This is a genomic window from Actinophytocola sp., from assembly GCF_035762905.1.
Taxonomy (GTDB): domain Bacteria; phylum Actinomycetota; class Actinomycetes; order Mycobacteriales; family Pseudonocardiaceae; genus DASYTH01.
Genome location: NZ_DASUCC010000034.1, coordinates 137,731 through 153,214 on the forward strand (window position 1 = coordinate 137,731; position 15,484 = coordinate 153,214).

General features: G+C 73.0%; 12 protein-coding genes. 6 read left to right on the plus strand and 6 right to left on the minus strand.

Annotation, left to right across the window (positions count from 1 at the left end):
• Positions 1-6 precede the first annotated feature (6 nt).
• Complete coding sequence (locus VFV67_RS05735; RefSeq protein ID WP_326467757.1) at positions 7-690, minus strand: SDR family oxidoreductase; 684 nt, start codon at positions 688-690, stop codon at positions 7-9.
• A gap of 149 nt (positions 691-839) precedes the next feature.
• Here VFV67_RS05735 and VFV67_RS05740 point away from each other — a divergent pair, with 149 nt between their 5' ends.
• Positions 840-1,970 carry a GAF domain-containing sensor histidine kinase gene (locus VFV67_RS05740; RefSeq protein ID WP_326467759.1) on the plus strand — a complete coding sequence of 377 codons (1,131 nt, stop codon included), beginning with the start codon at positions 840-842 and terminating at the stop codon, positions 1,968-1,970.
• Positions 1,963-2,586: a response regulator transcription factor gene (locus VFV67_RS05745; RefSeq protein ID WP_326467760.1), complete on the plus strand. Its 624-nt coding sequence runs from the start codon at positions 1,963-1,965 to the stop codon at positions 2,584-2,586. The genes VFV67_RS05740 and VFV67_RS05745 overlap by 8 nt, the downstream gene beginning before the upstream one ends.
• On the opposite strand, the gene VFV67_RS05750 is transcribed toward VFV67_RS05745, so the two are convergent.
• The 3 genes from VFV67_RS05750 to VFV67_RS05760 all read right to left on the minus strand — a co-directional run bounded on the left by VFV67_RS05750 (position 2,516) and on the right by VFV67_RS05760 (position 9,576).
• Positions 2,516-6,031, minus strand: a complete 3,516-nt coding sequence (locus tag VFV67_RS05750) for an Ig-like domain-containing protein (protein ID WP_326467762.1) — start codon at positions 6,029-6,031, stop codon at positions 2,516-2,518. The genes VFV67_RS05745 and VFV67_RS05750 overlap by 71 nt on opposite strands.
• A 176-nt stretch (positions 6,032-6,207) precedes the next feature.
• Entirely contained in the window at positions 6,208-8,478 is a 2,271-nt protein-coding gene (locus VFV67_RS05755; RefSeq protein ID WP_326467764.1) for an Ig-like domain repeat protein, read from the minus strand.
• A gap of 183 nt (positions 8,479-8,661) precedes the next feature.
• Entirely contained in the window at positions 8,662-9,576 is a 915-nt protein-coding gene (locus VFV67_RS05760; protein WP_326467766.1) for a serine/threonine dehydratase, read from the minus strand.
• Between VFV67_RS05760 and VFV67_RS05765 the strand changes: the two genes are divergently transcribed.
• Positions 9,575-10,630 carry a methionine synthase gene (locus VFV67_RS05765; protein ID WP_326467768.1) on the plus strand — a complete coding sequence of 352 codons (1,056 nt, stop codon included), beginning with the start codon at positions 9,575-9,577 and terminating at the stop codon, positions 10,628-10,630. The genes VFV67_RS05760 and VFV67_RS05765 overlap by 2 nt on opposite strands.
• A gap of 6 nt (positions 10,631-10,636) precedes the next feature.
• Here the strand turns inward: VFV67_RS05765 and VFV67_RS05770 are convergent, their stop codons facing one another.
• Positions 10,637-11,143 carry a DinB family protein gene (locus tag VFV67_RS05770; protein ID WP_326467769.1) on the minus strand — a complete coding sequence of 169 codons (507 nt, stop codon included), beginning with the start codon at positions 11,141-11,143 and terminating at the stop codon, positions 10,637-10,639.
• Positions 11,144-11,153: 10 nt separating this feature from the next.
• Complete coding sequence (locus VFV67_RS05775; protein ID WP_326467770.1) at positions 11,154-12,062, minus strand: LysR family transcriptional regulator; 909 nt, start codon at positions 12,060-12,062, stop codon at positions 11,154-11,156.
• Positions 12,063-12,135: 73 nt separating this feature from the next.
• Between VFV67_RS05775 and VFV67_RS05780 the strand changes: the two genes are divergently transcribed.
• The 3 genes from VFV67_RS05780 to VFV67_RS05790 are packed head-to-tail and all read left to right on the plus strand — an operon-like array spanning position 12,136 to position 15,445.
• Complete coding sequence (locus VFV67_RS05780) at positions 12,136-12,789, plus strand: succinate dehydrogenase cytochrome b subunit (protein ID WP_326467772.1); 654 nt, start codon at positions 12,136-12,138, stop codon at positions 12,787-12,789.
• Positions 12,786-14,711: a fumarate reductase/succinate dehydrogenase flavoprotein subunit gene (locus tag VFV67_RS05785; RefSeq protein WP_326467774.1), complete on the plus strand. Its 1,926-nt coding sequence runs from the start codon at positions 12,786-12,788 to the stop codon at positions 14,709-14,711. Before VFV67_RS05780 ends, VFV67_RS05785 begins: the two co-directional genes overlap by 4 nt.
• The gene (locus tag VFV67_RS05790) at positions 14,708-15,445 is read left to right on the plus strand and encodes a succinate dehydrogenase/fumarate reductase iron-sulfur subunit (RefSeq protein ID WP_326467777.1); all 738 of its coding nucleotides are present in this window, start codon (positions 14,708-14,710) and stop codon (positions 15,443-15,445) included. The genes VFV67_RS05785 and VFV67_RS05790 overlap by 4 nt, the downstream gene beginning before the upstream one ends.
• Positions 15,446-15,484: the final 39 nt, after the last annotated feature.

Genomic DNA, 15,484 nt, shown 5'->3' on the forward strand with positions numbered 1-15,484 from the left:
CCCCGGTCATGCCGGCACCGCCAGGTCGGCCAGCCGGATCCGGCCGGACTCGGGGCGGGACCTGATCAGTCTCAAGAACGCCGGGACCACGGTGTGCGGCTCCGGCCGGTCGCTGATGTCCTCGCCGGGGAAGGCCTCCTGGTGCATCCGGGTGCGCAGGTCGCCCGGATCCACCCACCACACCCGCAGGTCCGGCTCCTCGGCGGCGAGCACCCGGCTGGCCTGCTCGATGGCGGCCTTGGCCGAACCGTAGCCGCCCCAACCCGGATAGGCCTCGACCGCGGCGTCCGAGGTGATGTTGACGATCGCTCCGCCGCGTTCGCGCAGCACCGGCACCGCCCACTGGATCAGCCCGATCGGGCCGATCACGTTGACCTCGTACACCTCGCGCAGCACGTCCAGCGGGTAGTCGGCCAGCCGCGGTTGCGGGCTCGGCCCGAGGATCCCGGCGTTGTTCACCAGCAGGCTGGCTCCGCCGAGCGCGTTGGCGGTGCGGACCAGGGCCGCCCGGTGCGCCGGGTCGGCGATGTCGCCGGCGACGGCCGTGACACCGTCCAGGTCCGCCGTGGCGGCGGCCAGCGCGGCCTCGTCCCGCCCGTCGACGACCAGTCGCCAGTTCAGCTCCGCCAGCCCGCGGGTCAGGGCAAGGCCCAACCCCCGGGACGCCCCCGTGATGATCGCGACGCCCATCGCGTCTCCCTCCTTTTTTATCGCTACCACAACGAAGTTAGGCCGGCGCGCGGCGCATGCCATCGGGCCGCGGGCCGGCCGGTCCTCGGTCTTTGGACCTAGGACCTCGGCCCGATGGCGACCGGGCCGGCCTGCCGTACCGTGGTCGGGTGACCGGAATCGATCGCGACGAGCTGCGCGAGGTCAGCGCGGCGGTGCTGGCGGTCACCGCGCACCTGTCGGTTCGGGACGTGTTGCAGACGATCGTCACCACCGCACGGCGGCTGCTCGACGCCCGGTACGCGGCGCTCGGAATTCCGGACAAGAAGGGCTCGTTCCGCGAGTTTCTCGCCGACGGCATCAGCGACGAGCAGTGGGCGGCGATCGGGCCGGTGCCGCGCCAGCACGGCGTGCTCGGGCTGATGCTGTGCGACCCGAATCCGGTGCGGCTGAAGGACATTCGCCAGCATCCGCAGTTCGGTTGGTGGCCGGCGGCGCATCCGGAGCTGACCGACTTCCTCGGCATGCCGATCGTGGACGGGGACGAGATCCTCGGCGAGCTGTTCCTGGCCAACAGCTGCCGGCCGGGCGGGTTCACCGCCGAGGACGAGGAGCTGCTCCGGTTGCTCGCCGCGCACGCGGCCATCGCGCTGGTCAACGCCCGGCTCTACGAGCGCAGCCGCGAACTGTCCATTGTGGAGGAACGCAACCGGATCGCCCGGGACCTGCACGACGCGGTGACCCAGAAGCTGTTCAGCCTCCGACTGACCGCCGAGGCGGCCGCGACGCTGCTGACCACCGAACCGGCCCGGGCCGGGGCCGAGCTGGCCACGGTGCGCCGGCTGGCCGCCGAGGCCGTTGCCGAGCTGCGCGCGATCGTGGTCGGGCAGCGGCCGGTCGACCTGGCCGGCGACGAGCTGGATGTGGCCCTGCGCAAGCAGGTCGACCTGCTCGACCGGGTGCACGAGCCGGCCGTGCGGTTCGTGGGCGCGGCCGTGCCCCGGTTGCCGGACGATGCCCGGCAGGTGATCTTCCGGGTGGCGCAGGAGGCCCTGCACAACGCGCTGCGCCACGCGGAGGCGTCCGAGGTGGGGGTGGATCTGTTGTGCCGGAAGGGTTTCGTGGTGCTCGAGGTGACCGACGACGGCCGCGGCTTCGATCCGGCGTCGGCGGCGGCGGCCGGCCGGCTCGGGCTCGCCTCGATGCGGGAGCGGGCCCGCACGGTTGGCGGGCAGATCACCGTGGCGTCCGCGCCCGGTGCCGGGACGACCGTGCGGTTGGCGGTGCCGGCCGATGGGTGAGCCGATCAGGGTGCTGCTCGTCGACGACCATCCCGTTGTGCGGCAAGGGCTTCGCACGTTCCTGGATGTGCAGCCGGACATCACCGTGGTCGGCGAGGCCGGCGACGGCGCGTCCGGCGTGGCCGCCGCGGAGGAGCTACGCCCGGACGTGGTGCTGTTGGATCTGCGGATGCCGGGCTCGGACGGCCTGGCCGCGCTGCACGGCCTGCGCGCCGCCGCGAACCCGGCCCGGGTGCTGGTGATCACCAGCTTCACCGAGCCGGAGGCGGTGCTGCCCGCGGTCCGGGCCGGTGCGGCGGGCTACGTCTACAAGGACATCGACCCGCCCGCGCTGGCCGCCGCGATCCGGTCCGTGCACGCCGGCCACGTCCTGCTGCATCCGGACATCGCCCGGCTGCTGGCCGCCCACGAGCCGGCCGGCACCCAGCTCACCGCGCGGGAACGGGAGGTGCTGGCCGAGGTGGCCCGCGGCCGGTCCAACCGCGAGATCGCCCGCGCCCTCTCCGTGTCGGAGAAGACGGTCAAGACCCACGTCAGCGCGATCCTCACCAAGTTGGGTGTGCAGGACCGGACCCAGGCCGCCCTGCGCGCGGTCCGATCCGGCCTGGTGAACTGAACGCCACCATGCCGCCGCCGGCCAGGAGCAGCAGCAGCGCGGCCAGCGCAAGGCCGCCGACGTCCGTGCCGGTGGCGGCCAGCTCGGATTCCTCGCCGGCCCCCTCCTCGCCATCACCATCGCCGGTGGTGAGCGCGAGCGTGTCGGTGGCCACGACGTAGTCGCTGATCTCGGCAGTGCCGGACAGGTACTCGCTGTCGCCGCTGTAGGTGGCCGTGATCCGGTACGTACCCGTGGGCAGCGCCGTCGTGGTGCAACTCGCCTGTCCCGCGGTCAGCGGGACGGCCTCGCAGCCGATGACCGCGGTCCCGGCGACCTCGAATCGCACCGTCCCGGTCGGGGTGGGCCCGACGGCGTCGTCTTCGACGACCATGAACCGCGCCGCCCCGGCCGGGAGGGGCGGGGTGCCGTCCGCGACCAGCACGGTGAACGTCACCGCCGCGCCCGGCTCGGCCGGGGATGTCGGGGTGATCGTGAGCGTCACGGCCGGCGTCCGCAGACCCTTGACGGTCGACTGGGTCGAGGTGATGAACAGCCGGCTGTTGCCGCTGTAGACGGCGGTGATGGTGGCGGTCGTGCCCGGCGGCACCGTCAGCGTGCACGTTCCGGTCGCCTGGCCGGGGCTCCCCGCGACGGGCACCAGGGTCGCGACGCAGCTGGTGCGGCCCACCGCGGTGGGCGGGTCGGTCGTCAGGCTGAGCGTCACGGTCCCGGTCGGCGTGGTTCCGTCGCTACTGGTGACCGTGACGGTGAACGGCAGATCTCCCGATCCCTCCGGCGCGGTGATCGCCAGGGCCACGGTGGCCGTCGGCGTCTGGTACACGGTCTGCGCCGGGGCACCCGTGGTGTAGTTGGTGTCGCCCGAGTACGTCGCCGTGACCGTCGTGCTGGCGTTCGACGGGATCGCCGACACCTGGCAGGTCGCGGTGGCGGCGTCCCCGCTGCCGGTGAGGGCGACGCCGGTGCAGCCGGTGAGCCCGCCCGAGACGGCGAAGTCGACCGTGCCGGTCGGCGTCGTGCCACCGGAGCCGGTGACGGTGGCGGTGAAGGTCACGGTGCCGGCGGGTCCCTGTCCGGTCGGTTCCGGCGACGCGACGGTGACCAACGGAACCGCCAGGCTCACGTAGCTTGCGTTGCCGCTGGCACCGTTGTAGGTGGCGTCGCCGGAGTAGGCGGCGGTGACGGTGACGGTCTGGCCGGCGGCGACGGTGATGTTGCAGGTGGCGGTGGCGGTGTTGCCGGCGCCGGCGGTGAGCGCGACGGCGGTGCAGCCGGTGGGGCCGTCGGTGGTGAAGTCGACGGTGCCGGTCGGGACCGCGCTGGTCCCGGTGACGGTGGCGGTGAAGGTGACGCTGCCGGACGCCCCGGTCCCGCTCGGGGCGACGGTGACGGTGGGGGTGTCCTTGTTGGCCGCGTAGGTGGAGTTTCCGGTGGCGGTCAGGTAGGTGCTGTCGCCGGAGTAGGCGGCGGTGACGGCCACGGTTTGGCCGGGGTTGATGGTGATGTCGCAGGTGGCGGTGGCGGTGTTGCCGGCGCCGGCGGTGACCGCGACGGCGGTGCAGCCGGTGGGGCCGTCGGTGGTGAAGTCCACGGTGCCGGTCGGGACCACCGTGGTGCCGGTGACGGTGGCGGTGAACGTGACGGTGCCGGAGGCGCCGGTGCCGCTGGGCGCGACGGTGACGGTGGGGGTGGCTTGTTGGCCGACGTAGGTGGTGTTGCCGCTCGCGGTGGCGTAGGCGGTGTCACCGGAGTAGGCGGCGGTGACGGTGACCGACTGGCCGGGGTTGATGGTGATGTCGCAGGTGGCGGTGGCGGTGTTGCCGGCGCCGGCGGTGACCGCGACGGCGGTGCAGCCGGTGGGGCCGTCGGTGGTGAAGGTGACCGTGCCGGTCGGGACCACGCTGGTGCCGGTGACTGTGGCGGTGAAGGTGAACGTGCCGGAGGCGCCGGTGCCGCTGGGCGCGACGGTGACGGTGGGGGTGGCTTGTTGGCCGACGTAGGTGGAGTTTCCGGAGGCGGTGGCGTAGGCGGTGTCACCGGAGTAGGCGGCGGTCACGGTGACCGACTGGCCGGGGGTGACGGCGATGTCGCAGGTGGCGGTGGCGGTGTTGCCGGCGCCGGCGGTGACCGCGACGGCGGTGCAGCCGGTGGGGCCGTTGGTGGTGAAGTCCACGGTGCCGGTCGGGACCACGGTCGTCCCGGTGATGGTGGCGGTGAACGTGACGGTGCCGGACGCGCCGGTGCCGGTCGGGGTGACGGTGACGGTCGGGGTGTCCTTGTCCGCCGTGTAGGTGGAGTTTCCGGAGGCGGTCAGGTAGGCGGTGTCGCCGGAGTAGGTGGCGGTCACGGTGACCGACTGGCCGAGGTTGACGGTGATGTTGCAGGTGGCGGTGGCGGTGTTGCCGGCGCCGGCGGTGACCGCGACGGCGGTGCAGCCGGTCGGGCCGTCGGTGGTGAAGTCCACCGTGCCGGTCGGAACCACCGTCGTCCCCGTGATGGTGGCGGTGAACGTGATGCTGCCGGACCCCCCGGTCCCGGAGGGGGCCACGGTGACGGTCGGGGTGTCCTGCTGGCCCGTGTAGGTGGAGTTTCCGGTGGCGGTGGTGTAGGCGGTGTCGCCGCTGTAGGTGGCGGTGACGGCCACGACTTGGCCGGGGGTGATGGTGATGTCGCAGGTGGCGGTGGCGGTGTTGGTGGCGCCGGCGGTGAGCGTGACGTCGGTGCAGCCGGTGGGGCCGTCGGTGGTGAAGTCGACGGTGCCGGTCGGGACCACGGTGGTGCCGGTGATGGTGGCGGTGAAGGTGATCGTGCCGGAGGCGCCGGTGCCGGACGGCGCGACGGTGACGGTCGGGGTGTCCTGGGCCGCCTGGTAGGTGACCGAGCCGGTGTTGGGATCGTGGGTGCCGTCGCCGGCGTAGGTGGCGGTGACGGTGACGGATTGGCCCGGGGTGACGGTGATGTCGCAGGTGGCGGTGGCGTCATCGACCCCGCTGGGGGCGAGGGCGGCCGCGGGGCAACTGCCCACGTCAGGGGTGGTGGTGAAGGCGATCGTGGTGGTGGGGTTGCTGCCGGTGCCGTCGACAAGGGCGGTGAACGTGACCGAACCGGACGGTCCGGACGACGGCGTCACGGTGATCGTCACCGGCGTCAGCTGGTCCACGGCCGGGGGGGCGGCGGGCTGCTCGACCGCGGGTGCGGGCGCCGGCTCGACGGGCGGTGCGACCTCGGCGCCGGCCGGTGCCGGTTCCGGCACGGGCTCGGCGGCCGGTTGGTCGGGCACCTCGCTCGGCGGCGGTGCCTCGGCGGGGGCTTCGGGTTCGGCCGGGGCGTCCGCAGGCGACGCGGCGATGTCGCCTTCGGACGGCTCCACCACGGTTTCCACCACGGCCGGCGCCGGGATGGCATCCGGATCGGCGATGGCCGGGATCGCCATCGCCGTCAGCATTGTCCCGATCAGACAGACCGCCGATCCGAACGACGCAGAGCGAAAGAGTCTTCCGCGGTTTCCTGGTGCCCAAGGGGATGCCATGGCGACAACGACCTTCCCGGTTCAGGTGCTGTGCGGCCATGCAAGCACTGGTCCACTGTGGCCGCGTGGGCATTCACCTGAACGTGTTCAGGTCAGGTCATCCGCTCCGGTCTGGTCGCACCGGACACCACCAGGCCCGCGCCGGCCAGGATCAGCAGCAGCGCGGCGAGCAGCAGCCCGGCCACGTTCGCACCGGAGTCGGGCAACGAGGTGCTGAGCACCGAGCCGCTCACCACGTAGTTGCCGAACTCGGCGCTGCCGGCCAGGTACTCGGCGTCGCCGCTGTAGCCGACCACGATGCGGAGGGTGCCCGCCGGAAGCGCCGTCGTGGTGCACGTCGCCTGCCCGCCGCTCAGCGGCACGGCCTCGCAGCCGGCGATGGCCTGCCCGGCGACCTCGAACCGGATCGTCCCGGTCGGGGCGATGCCGCTGGCGTCCGCGCCGACCCGCGCGGTGAACGTCACCGCCGTGCCCACCGGAACCGGCGCGGTGGGGCTGGCCGTCAGGGTCACGGTCGGCGTCCGCAAACCCTTGAACGACATCTGCGCCGTGTTGATCAGATACTGGGTGCTGCCGTTGTAGGCCGCCTGGACGGTGAAGGTCGCGCCGGGCGGCACGGTCAGCGTGCAGGTGCCGGACGCCTGATCGGTTCGTCCGGGAACGGGCGCGAGCGTCGCCGTGCAGCTAGCGGCCTGGTCGGCCACGAGCGCCCGCAGTGCGGTCTGCGTGACCAGCGTCAGTGTCACGGTCCCGGTCGGCATCCCGCCGTCGCTGCTGGTGACCGTCACGGTGAACGGCACCTCCCCCGAGCCGGGCGGCGCGGTGATCGTGACGGTCACCGGGGCCGTGGCCGTCTGGTAGACGGTCTGCCCGGGGTCGCTCGGCAGATAGTCGGCGTTGCCCGAGTAGGTCGCGGTGACCGTTACATCGGTGTTCAACGGCATGCCCGTGATCTGACACGTCGCCTGCCACGACGCCCCGCTTCCGGTCAGAGCCACCGGATTCGAACAGAGGCTCCCGCCGGGAGCCACGGCGAACGTGACCATCCCCGAGGGCGTGGGGGTTTCGACGCCGGTGACGGTGGCGACGAAGGTCATGGTGGCCGGTCCCTGAGTCACGCCGTTCTGCGCGTTGACGGTCACCACCGCCACGAACTTGGCCCGGTAGTTGGTGGAGCCGGGAGTACCGGCCTCGTAGTTGCCGTCCCCGCTGTAGGTGGCGGTGATGGTGATGGCCGGGCCGGGACTGAAGGTCAGCTGGCAGGAGCCGACCGCATCGTCGGTGCCCGGGCCGGGGGTCAACGGGTTGGTGGTGCACGAGCCGATGTCGGGCATGGTGGTGAGGGTGACGGTTCCGGTCGGATCGATGCCGCCGCTGCCGGTCACCGTGACATTGAACGTCTGCGGTCCGGGCATACCGGGCGAGGTGGGACCCGTCACCGTGACCATGGGCATCGACTTCCCCGTGTAGATGGCGGTGCCGGGAGTGCCGATGTCGTAGGTGGTGTCGCCGGAGTAGGTGGCAGTGACCGTGACCGCCTGGCCGGGCGGGATGGTGATGAGGTTGCAGGTGGCGGTCGCGCTGCTGCCGGATCCGCTGAGAGCGACGCTGGCACAGCCGCCCACGGTGGGGGTGGTGGCGAAGCTGACCGTGCCGCCGGGGGTCCCGTGGCTGCCGGTGACGGTGGCGGTGAACACGACGTTGCCGGACGGGCCGATCCCGGACGGGGCGACCGTGATCGTGGGGACGGCCTTGTCCGCAAGGTAGGTGCCCGAGCCGGTGTTTGCGTCGTGCGTGCCGTCGCCGGCGTAGCTGATGTTGACGGTGATCACCTGGCCGGGGGTCGGGCCGGGGGTGAGGGGGCAACTGGCGGTCGCGTCATCGGCTCCGCTGGCGGAAAGGGGTGCCGAGGGGCAACTGCCCACGTCCGGGGTGGTGGTGATGGCGACCGTGCCGGTGGGGTTGGAACCGGTGCCGTCGACTAGCGTGGTTACCGTGATCGGGCCGAACGGCCCGGTCGTCGGCGACGACATCGTGATCGTCACGGGTGTCTGGTCCAGGACCGCGGAGCCGGCGGGTTGCCCGGCAGTGGGCTCGGGGGCCGGCTCGACGGGCGGGGCCGGCTCGACGGGAGGGACCTCCTCGGTGCCTCCCGGTTCCGGCGCCACGGGGTCCCCGCCGGTCGGAAGCTCACCAGGCGGGACGTCGTCGGGCACAACCTCGCCGGGGGCGTCGGGTTCGGCCGGCTCATCCGCCGGTGGCGCGTCGGTGTCGCCTTTGGACGGTGGGGTGGTGGCCGCGGCGACCGGTGGCTCCAGAAGGGGATCCGGGTCGGCGGCCGCCGGGACGGACATGGCCGTCATCAGGGTGCCGATCAGACACAGGGCGTAAAGCCGCGCCGCGGAACGAAACAGCCTGCCCTTTCGGTCTCTTCCCAGTGCCGTATGGGATGCCATGACCACCGACGACCTTTCCCGGAGCGGGTGTTGGTGTCGCCATGGAAGCACCGGTCCACTGTGGTCGCGTGGGCAATCACCGGAACGTGTTCACTCCGGGGACCAGTCGGTGTTGGAGCCGCTGAGGATCAGGCCGGGCAGCTCGCCGGGGACCTCGCCGGCCAGGAAGGCGGCGAAGGACGCGGCGGCGGCGGGTTCCACGGCGAGCCGGAACTCCTCCCACAGCCGGTCCCGGGCGGCGATGATCCGCTCGTCACTGACCAGGACCGAGCGCACGGCGCCGTCCCGCAGCACGGTGAACGGGACGTCGCCGACCCGGGTGGCGCCGAGGGCCGACGCGGCCACCGAGTCCACCATCGAGTCGACCGGGCGCCCGGCGGCCAGGGCGTGGTGCAGGCACGCGCAGTCGACCGGCTCCACCGCGACCACCGGCCGGCCGGCCGAGCCCAGCACGGTGCCCGCGGCCAGCCCGCCGCCGCCGACCCCGACCACCAGCGCGTCCACCTCCGGCACCTGCTCGACCAGCTCCGCGGCGCAGGTGCCCGCTCCGGCGACCACCAGCGGGTCGTCGTAGGCCGGCAGGCACAGTCCGCCGATCGCCACCGCCTCGGCCAGCGCCGCGTCCCGGGCCTCGGCGTAGAGCGTCCCGTGCCGGACCAGGCGCACGCCGGTCGCCGCGATCCGCCGGGCCTTGCCCTCCGGCGCGGTCGCCGGCACGAACACGGTGGCCGGCCGGTCCAGCAGCCGGGCGGCGGTGGCGACCGCGAGGCCGTGGTTGCCGCCGGACGCGGTCACCACGTGCTCCGGCCCGTCCCCGCCGAGCATGGCGTTGAGCGCGCCGCGCAGCTTGAACGACCCGGTTCGCTGCAGGTGCTCCAGCTTGAGCACGACCGGCCGCCCGTCCACCTCGGCGCGCAGCACCGGGGTGCGGCGAACGTACGGCGCCACCCGGCGTGCGGCACCGGCGACGTCGGACGGGGTGAGCATGATCGTGGAAGTCGTCATGGACCACACTAACGTGGTGTCGACCATGCCCTGGCCCGCCGGATCGGTCACCGGGATCGGCTCGATGCCGGGCACGGACCCGGCCGAGGCCGCCGCGATCGTCGTCGGGGAGCTGCCCAACCTGCCGCACCTGCCGGAGCTGCCGGCCCGCGGGCTCGGCGCCGACGTCATCGGCCGCACCGCCGGGCTGCTGGTCGACCTCGCGATCGAGGTGGTGCCGTCCGCCTACCGGGTGACCGCGCGGCCCGGTGTCGATCACCGGCGGACCATCGACCTCATGCAGCGTGACCTCGACGCCTTCCAGGAGGCGATCGACCGGACCGCCGCCGCGCCGGCCGCGGTCAAGGTCCAGCTGGCCGGCCCGTGGACGCTGGCCGCGGGGATCGAGCTGCCACGTGGGCACCGGGTGCTCACCGACCACGGCGCGCTCCGCGAGTTCACCGAGTCCCTGGCCGAGGGCCTGACCCGGCACGTCGACGAGGTCGCCCGGCGCACCGGCCGCCCGGTGGTGGTGCAGTTGGACGAGCCGTCGCTGCCGGCGGTGCTCGCCGGCGCGCTGCCCACCCCGTCCGGGCTCGGCACCGTCGCCGCCGTTCCTGCCCCCGACGCCCGGGATCTCCTGGCCCAGGTCGTCACCGCCGCCCGCACCGCCAGCTCCGGCCCGGTGATCGTGCACTGCTGCGCCCCCCGCCCCCCGGTCGCCCTGTTCCGCGCGGCCGGCGCCGACGCCATCGCCCTGGACGCCACCCTGCTGGACGGCGTCCCCGCCAAGCTCGCCGACGAGATCGGCGAATCCTGGGACGCCGGCTGTGTCTTCCTCCTCGGCGTCATCCCGAGCGCCGACCCGGAGCGCACCCCCACCCTCGCCGAAGCCGCCGCCCCCGCCCTTCGACTGGTCGACCGCCTCGGCTTCCCCCGCACCCTCCTCGCCGACCGCGCCGTGGCCACCCCCGTCTGCGGTCTGGCCGGCGCCACCGGCACCTGGGCCAAGAACGCCCTGCGCCTGCTCACCGACACCGGCAAGGCCTTTGTCGAACCCCCCGAGAGCTGGTGACCCGGCTCATTCGCCGACGGTGCCGTCCAGGCGCTCGCGGAGCAGGTCGGCGTGGCCGTTGTGCCGGGCGTACTCCTCGATCATGTGGGTGAGGATCCAGCGCAGGGACACCTCCCGGCCGTGGCGGTTCCTGCCGGTGGCGTCCAGGGTCGGGGTGCCGGCGACGATCTCCCGGGAGCGCTCGCACTGGGCCTGCCAGGTGGCGAACGCCTCGTCGACGTCGGCCGTCTCGACGTGGTCGAAATCGCCGTCGCGGTCGGCCTCGGTGTAGTAGATCGGCGGCGCGTCGGTGCCGGCCAGGGTGCGCTGGAACCAGCCGCGCTCCACCTCGGCCATGTGCCGGACCAGGCCGAGCAGCGTCAGGTTGGACGGCGGCACGGCGCGCTCGCGCAGCTGGGCGTGGTCGAGACCGGCGCACTTGTAGGCCAGCGTCGCGCGCTGCCAGTCGAGGAAGGACGTCAGGATGGTGCGCTCGTCGCCCTGGTCGGGCGGTTCGGGTCGCTGATCAGTCATGATCGCATGTTTACCGCATCCGCTCGACGCCGTCAGGCAGGTTTGCCTCGGCGAGGAAGTCGAACAGGGTGGTCCGGAACGCCCGGGCGGCGTTGGTGGGCGGGACGTCGCTGCGGTGCGCGAGGGCGATCGTGCGGCGCAGCACCGGCGCGGTGAGCGCGGTGGCGCGCAGGGCGGTGCGGCCGGGCAGGACCATGCTCGGGACCACGGCGACCCCGAGGCCGGCCTCGACGAATCTCAGCACGGCGTCCATCTCGCCGCCCTCGACGGCCAGCCGGGGCTCGAACCCGGCCCGGCGGCAGGCGGCCAGCGTGGTCTCGCGCAGGTCGTAGCCGTCCCGGAACATCACCATCCGCGTGTTGCGCAGGGCGGCGACCCGGGCCGGGCCCGGTGGACCGTCCGCGGCGGCGGCGACCACGAGCCGCTCGCGCAGGATCGGGGTCGCGGTCAGCGCGGCGTCCACCCGCTGTGGCCGCACGATGATCAGGGCCAGGTCCAGCTCGCCGCCGGTGAGCGCCCTGGTCAGGTCGCGCGATCCGCTTTCCTGCACCACGAGCTGGATGCCGGGGTAGGCGTCGTGGAACCGGCGCAGCACGCCGGGCAGGACGCCGACGCACAGGCTGGGCGTTGCGCCGAGCCGGACCCGCCCGCGGCGCAGTCCCACCAGCTCGGCCACCTCCAGCCGGGCACTGTCCACATCGGAGAGAATGCGTTTCGCCACCGGGAGCAGCGCCTCGCCGGCCGGGGTGAGCGCGACGTGTCCCCTTGCCCGGCTGAACAACGGCGCACCCAACTCGCCCTCCAGCGTCTGGATCTGTTTGGACAGCGAGGGTTGCGCGACGTGCGTGCGCCGCGCCGCCTCGGTGAAGTGCCGGGTCTCGGCCACCGCGACGAAGTAGAGCAGCTGTTGGAGCGTCATAGTCTCAGGCTATCGTCATGAGCACAACGATATATTGGACGACTCGACCGGTGCGCTCGTAGCGTGGGTCGGCATGGTGGTGTTGACCGGAACGACGGTCGGCCGGAAGGCCCTGATGGCCGGCACCGGGCTGGTGTTGCTCGGCTACGTCACGATGCACATGCTGGCCAACCTCAAGGCCTTTCTCGGCCAGGCGGCGCTGGACGGCTACGGTGTCTGGCTGCGTGAGCTGCTCGCGCCGGTGTTCGGGCACGAGGGCTTCCTGTGGCTGGTGCGCGGCGGACTCGTGGTCTGCGTCGTGGTGCACCTGGTCACCGCGACCCAACTCGCCCGGCGGGCCCATGCCGCCCGCCCGGTCGGCTACCGGCACCGCACCCCGGTCCGGGGCAGCTACGCCGCGCGCACCATGCGGTGGGGCGGCGTGATCATCGCGCTGTTCGTGGTGTACCACGTGCTCGACCTGACCGCCGGGGTGCTCAACCCGAACGGCGCGCCCGGCCAGACCTACCGGAACGTGACCGCCGACTTCCAGCACTGGTACGTGGTGCTGGCCTACACCGTGGCCGTGCTCGCGCTCGGTTTCCATCTGCGGCACGGAATCTGGAGCGCGCTGCGCAGCCTCGGCGCCACCACGGCCGCCCAGCCGGTGGCGCTCGGCTACGCCGTCGTGCTCACCGCCGGGTTCCTTGCCGTGCCCTACGGAGTCCTTTGTGGAGTGATCCAATGATCGGGTTCAGCATCGGCGAGCCGATCGCCGACACCAGAGCGCCGGACGGGCCGATCGAAACCCGTTGGGAACGAAGGAGGTTCGCCACCCGGCTGGTCAACCCGGCCAACCGGCGCCGGCTGACCGTCGCGGTGGTGGGCACCGGGCTGGCCGGCGCGTCGGCCGGCGCCAGCCTGGCCGAGCAGGGCTATCGGGTGCTGTCCTTCTGCTACCAGGACAGCCCGCGCCGGGCGCACAGCATCGCCGCGCAGGGCGGCATCAACGCGGCCAAGAACTACCGCAACGACGGCGACAGCGTGTGGCGGCTGTTCCACGACACCGTGAAGGGTGGCGACTTCCGGTCCCGGGAGTCCAATGTGTACCGGCTGGCCGAGCTGTCCACCGCGATCATCGACCAGTGTGTCGCGCAGGGCGTGCCGTTCGCCCGCGAGTACGGCGGGCTGCTGGACGCCCGCTCGTTCGGCGGCGCCCAGGTGTCCCGCACCTTCTACGCCCGCGGCCAGACCGGACAGCAGCTACTGCTCGGCGCGTACCAGGCGCTGGCCAGGCAGATCGACGCCGGCGCGGTGCGGATGTTCCCGCGCACCGAGCTGCTCGACCTGATCGTCACCGACGGGCGGGCCCGCGGTGTGGTGGTGCGCGACCTGGTCACCGGCCGGATCGGCACCCACCTGGCCGACGCCGTGGTGCTGGCCACCGGCGGCTACGGAAACATCTACCACCTGTCCACCAATGCCAAGGGCTGCAACGCGACCGCGGTGTGGCGGGCGCACCGGCGCGGCGCGTTGTTCGCCAACCCGTGCTACACGCAGATCCATCCGACCTGCATCCCGGTCAGCGGCGACCACCAGGCGAAGCTGACCCTGATGAGCGAGTCGCTGCGCAACGACGGCCGGATCTGGGTGCCGGCGGTGCCGGGCGACGACCGGCCACCGGAGGGGATCCCGGAGGCGGAGCGGGACTACTACCTGGAGCGGATGTATCCGGGCTTCGGAAACCTGGTGCCGCGCGACATCGCCTCCCGGGCGGCGAAGAGCATGTGCGACGCCGGGCGGGGCGTCGGGCCGGGCGGGCTGGGCGTGTACCTGGACTTCGCCGAGGCGATCGAGCGGCTCGGCCGGGCCGGCATCGAGGCCCGCTACGGCAACCTTTTCCAGATGTACCAACGGATCACCGCCGAGGACCCGTACCGGGTGCCGATGCGGATCTACCCGGCCGTGCACTACACGATGGGCGGGCTGTGGGTCGACTACGACCTGCGCAGCACGGTTCCCGGGCTGTTCGTGATCGGCGAGGCCAACTTCTCCGACCACGGTGCGAACCGGCTGGGTGCGAGCGCGCTGATGCAGGGCCTGGCCGACGGTTACTTCGTGCTGCCGGCGACGATCGGCGACTACCTCGCCGACGCCCCGTTCGGCCCGGTGGACCCGGGCGCGGTGGCCGCCGCGCAGCGCGACGTGGCCGACCGGATCCACCGGCTGCTGTGCGTGCGGGGCGAGCGCAGCGTGGACTCGTTCCACCGCGAGCTCGGCCGGCTGATGTGGGACTACTGCGGGATGGAGCGCAGCGAAGCGGGGCTGCGCAAGGCGCTGTCGGCGATTCCCGAGCTGCGCGCGGAGTTCTGGCGTTCGGTCCGGGTGCCCGGCGACGGCGACGGGCTCAACCAGTCGCTGGAACGGGCCGGCCGGGTGGCGGACTTTCTCGAGCTGGCCGAGCTGATGTGTCTGGACGCCTTGCACCGCACCGAGTCCTGCGGCGCGCACTTCCGGGTGGAGAGCCAGGCGGCCGGCGGCGACGCCCTGCGCGACGACGCGTCGTTCGGCTACGTGGCCGCCTGGGCGCACACCGGCGGCGAGCCCGTGCTGCACCGCGAAGAGCTGACCTTCGCCGCCGTCACCCCGAGCACGAGGAGCTACGCGTGAGGTTCACCCTGCGGATCTGGCGGCAGCCCGGCCCGCGCGCTGCCGGCCGGCTGGAGACCTACGAGGTCGACGGCGTCACCGGGGACATGTCGTTCCTGGAGATGCTGGACCTGCTCAACGAGCGGCTGACCGCCGAGGGCGCGGAGCCGGTGGCGTTCGACCACGACTGCCGGGAGGGCATCTGCGGCGCCTGCGGCGTGATGATCAACGGGGCGGCACACGGGCCGAACCGCGCCACCACGACCTGCCAGCTGCACATGCGCGAGTTCGACCCGCGTCGGCCGATCACCGTGGAACCGTGGCGGGCCCGCCCGTTCCCGGTGCTCAGGGACCTGGTGGTGGACCGCTCGGCGCTGGACCGGATCATCGAGTCCGGCGGCTACGTCACCGCCCCGACCGGCAGCGCCCCGGACGCGAACGCGCTGCCGGTGCCACGCGCCGACGCCGAAGCCGCGTTCACCGCCGCCGCCTGCATCGGTTGCGGTGCCTGTGTCGCCGCCTGCCCCAACGGCTCGGCCGCCCTGTTCACCGCCGCCAAGGTCACCCACCTCGGCCTGCTCCCGCAGGGCCAGGCCGAGCGCCCCACCCGGGCCCGCCGCATGGTCGCCGCCCAGGACGCCCTCGGCTTCGGCGGCTGCTCCCAGACCGGTGAGTGCACCGCCGCCTGCCCCAAGGAGATCCCGCTCACCACCATCGCCCGGCTCAACCGGGACACCCTCTATCCGCATCGGTGACCCGTGCCCGGCAACCGGCGACTCGCGCCGGTTGGTTGG

Excerpts from the sequence above, each read along its gene's own strand:
- VFV67_RS05770 (WP_326467769.1), bottom strand. The coding sequence starts at position 11,143 with ATGACTGATCAGCGACCCGAACCGCCCGACCAGGGCGACGAGCGCACC.
- VFV67_RS05760 (WP_326467766.1), bottom strand. The coding sequence starts at position 9,576 with ATGACGACTTCCACGATCATGCTCACCCCGTCCGACGTCGCCGGTGCC.
- VFV67_RS05780 (WP_326467772.1), top strand. The coding sequence starts at position 12,136 with ATGGTGGTGTTGACCGGAACGACGGTCGGCCGGAAGGCCCTGATGGCC.
- VFV67_RS05750 (WP_326467762.1), bottom strand. The coding sequence starts at position 6,031 with ATGCTGACGGCGATGGCGATCCCGGCCATCGCCGATCCGGATGCCATC.
- VFV67_RS05785 (WP_326467774.1), top strand. The coding sequence starts at position 12,786 with ATGATCGGGTTCAGCATCGGCGAGCCGATCGCCGACACCAGAGCGCCG.
- VFV67_RS05755 (WP_326467764.1), bottom strand. The coding sequence starts at position 8,478 with ATGACGGCCATGTCCGTCCCGGCGGCCGCCGACCCGGATCCCCTTCTG.
- VFV67_RS05775 (WP_326467770.1), bottom strand. The coding sequence starts at position 12,062 with ATGACGCTCCAACAGCTGCTCTACTTCGTCGCGGTGGCCGAGACCCGG.
- VFV67_RS05735 (WP_326467757.1), bottom strand. The coding sequence starts at position 690 with ATGGGCGTCGCGATCATCACGGGGGCGTCCCGGGGGTTGGGCCTTGCC.
- VFV67_RS05745 (WP_326467760.1), top strand. The coding sequence starts at position 1,963 with ATGGGTGAGCCGATCAGGGTGCTGCTCGTCGACGACCATCCCGTTGTG.
- VFV67_RS05765 (WP_326467768.1), top strand. The coding sequence starts at position 9,575 with ATGGACCACACTAACGTGGTGTCGACCATGCCCTGGCCCGCCGGATCG.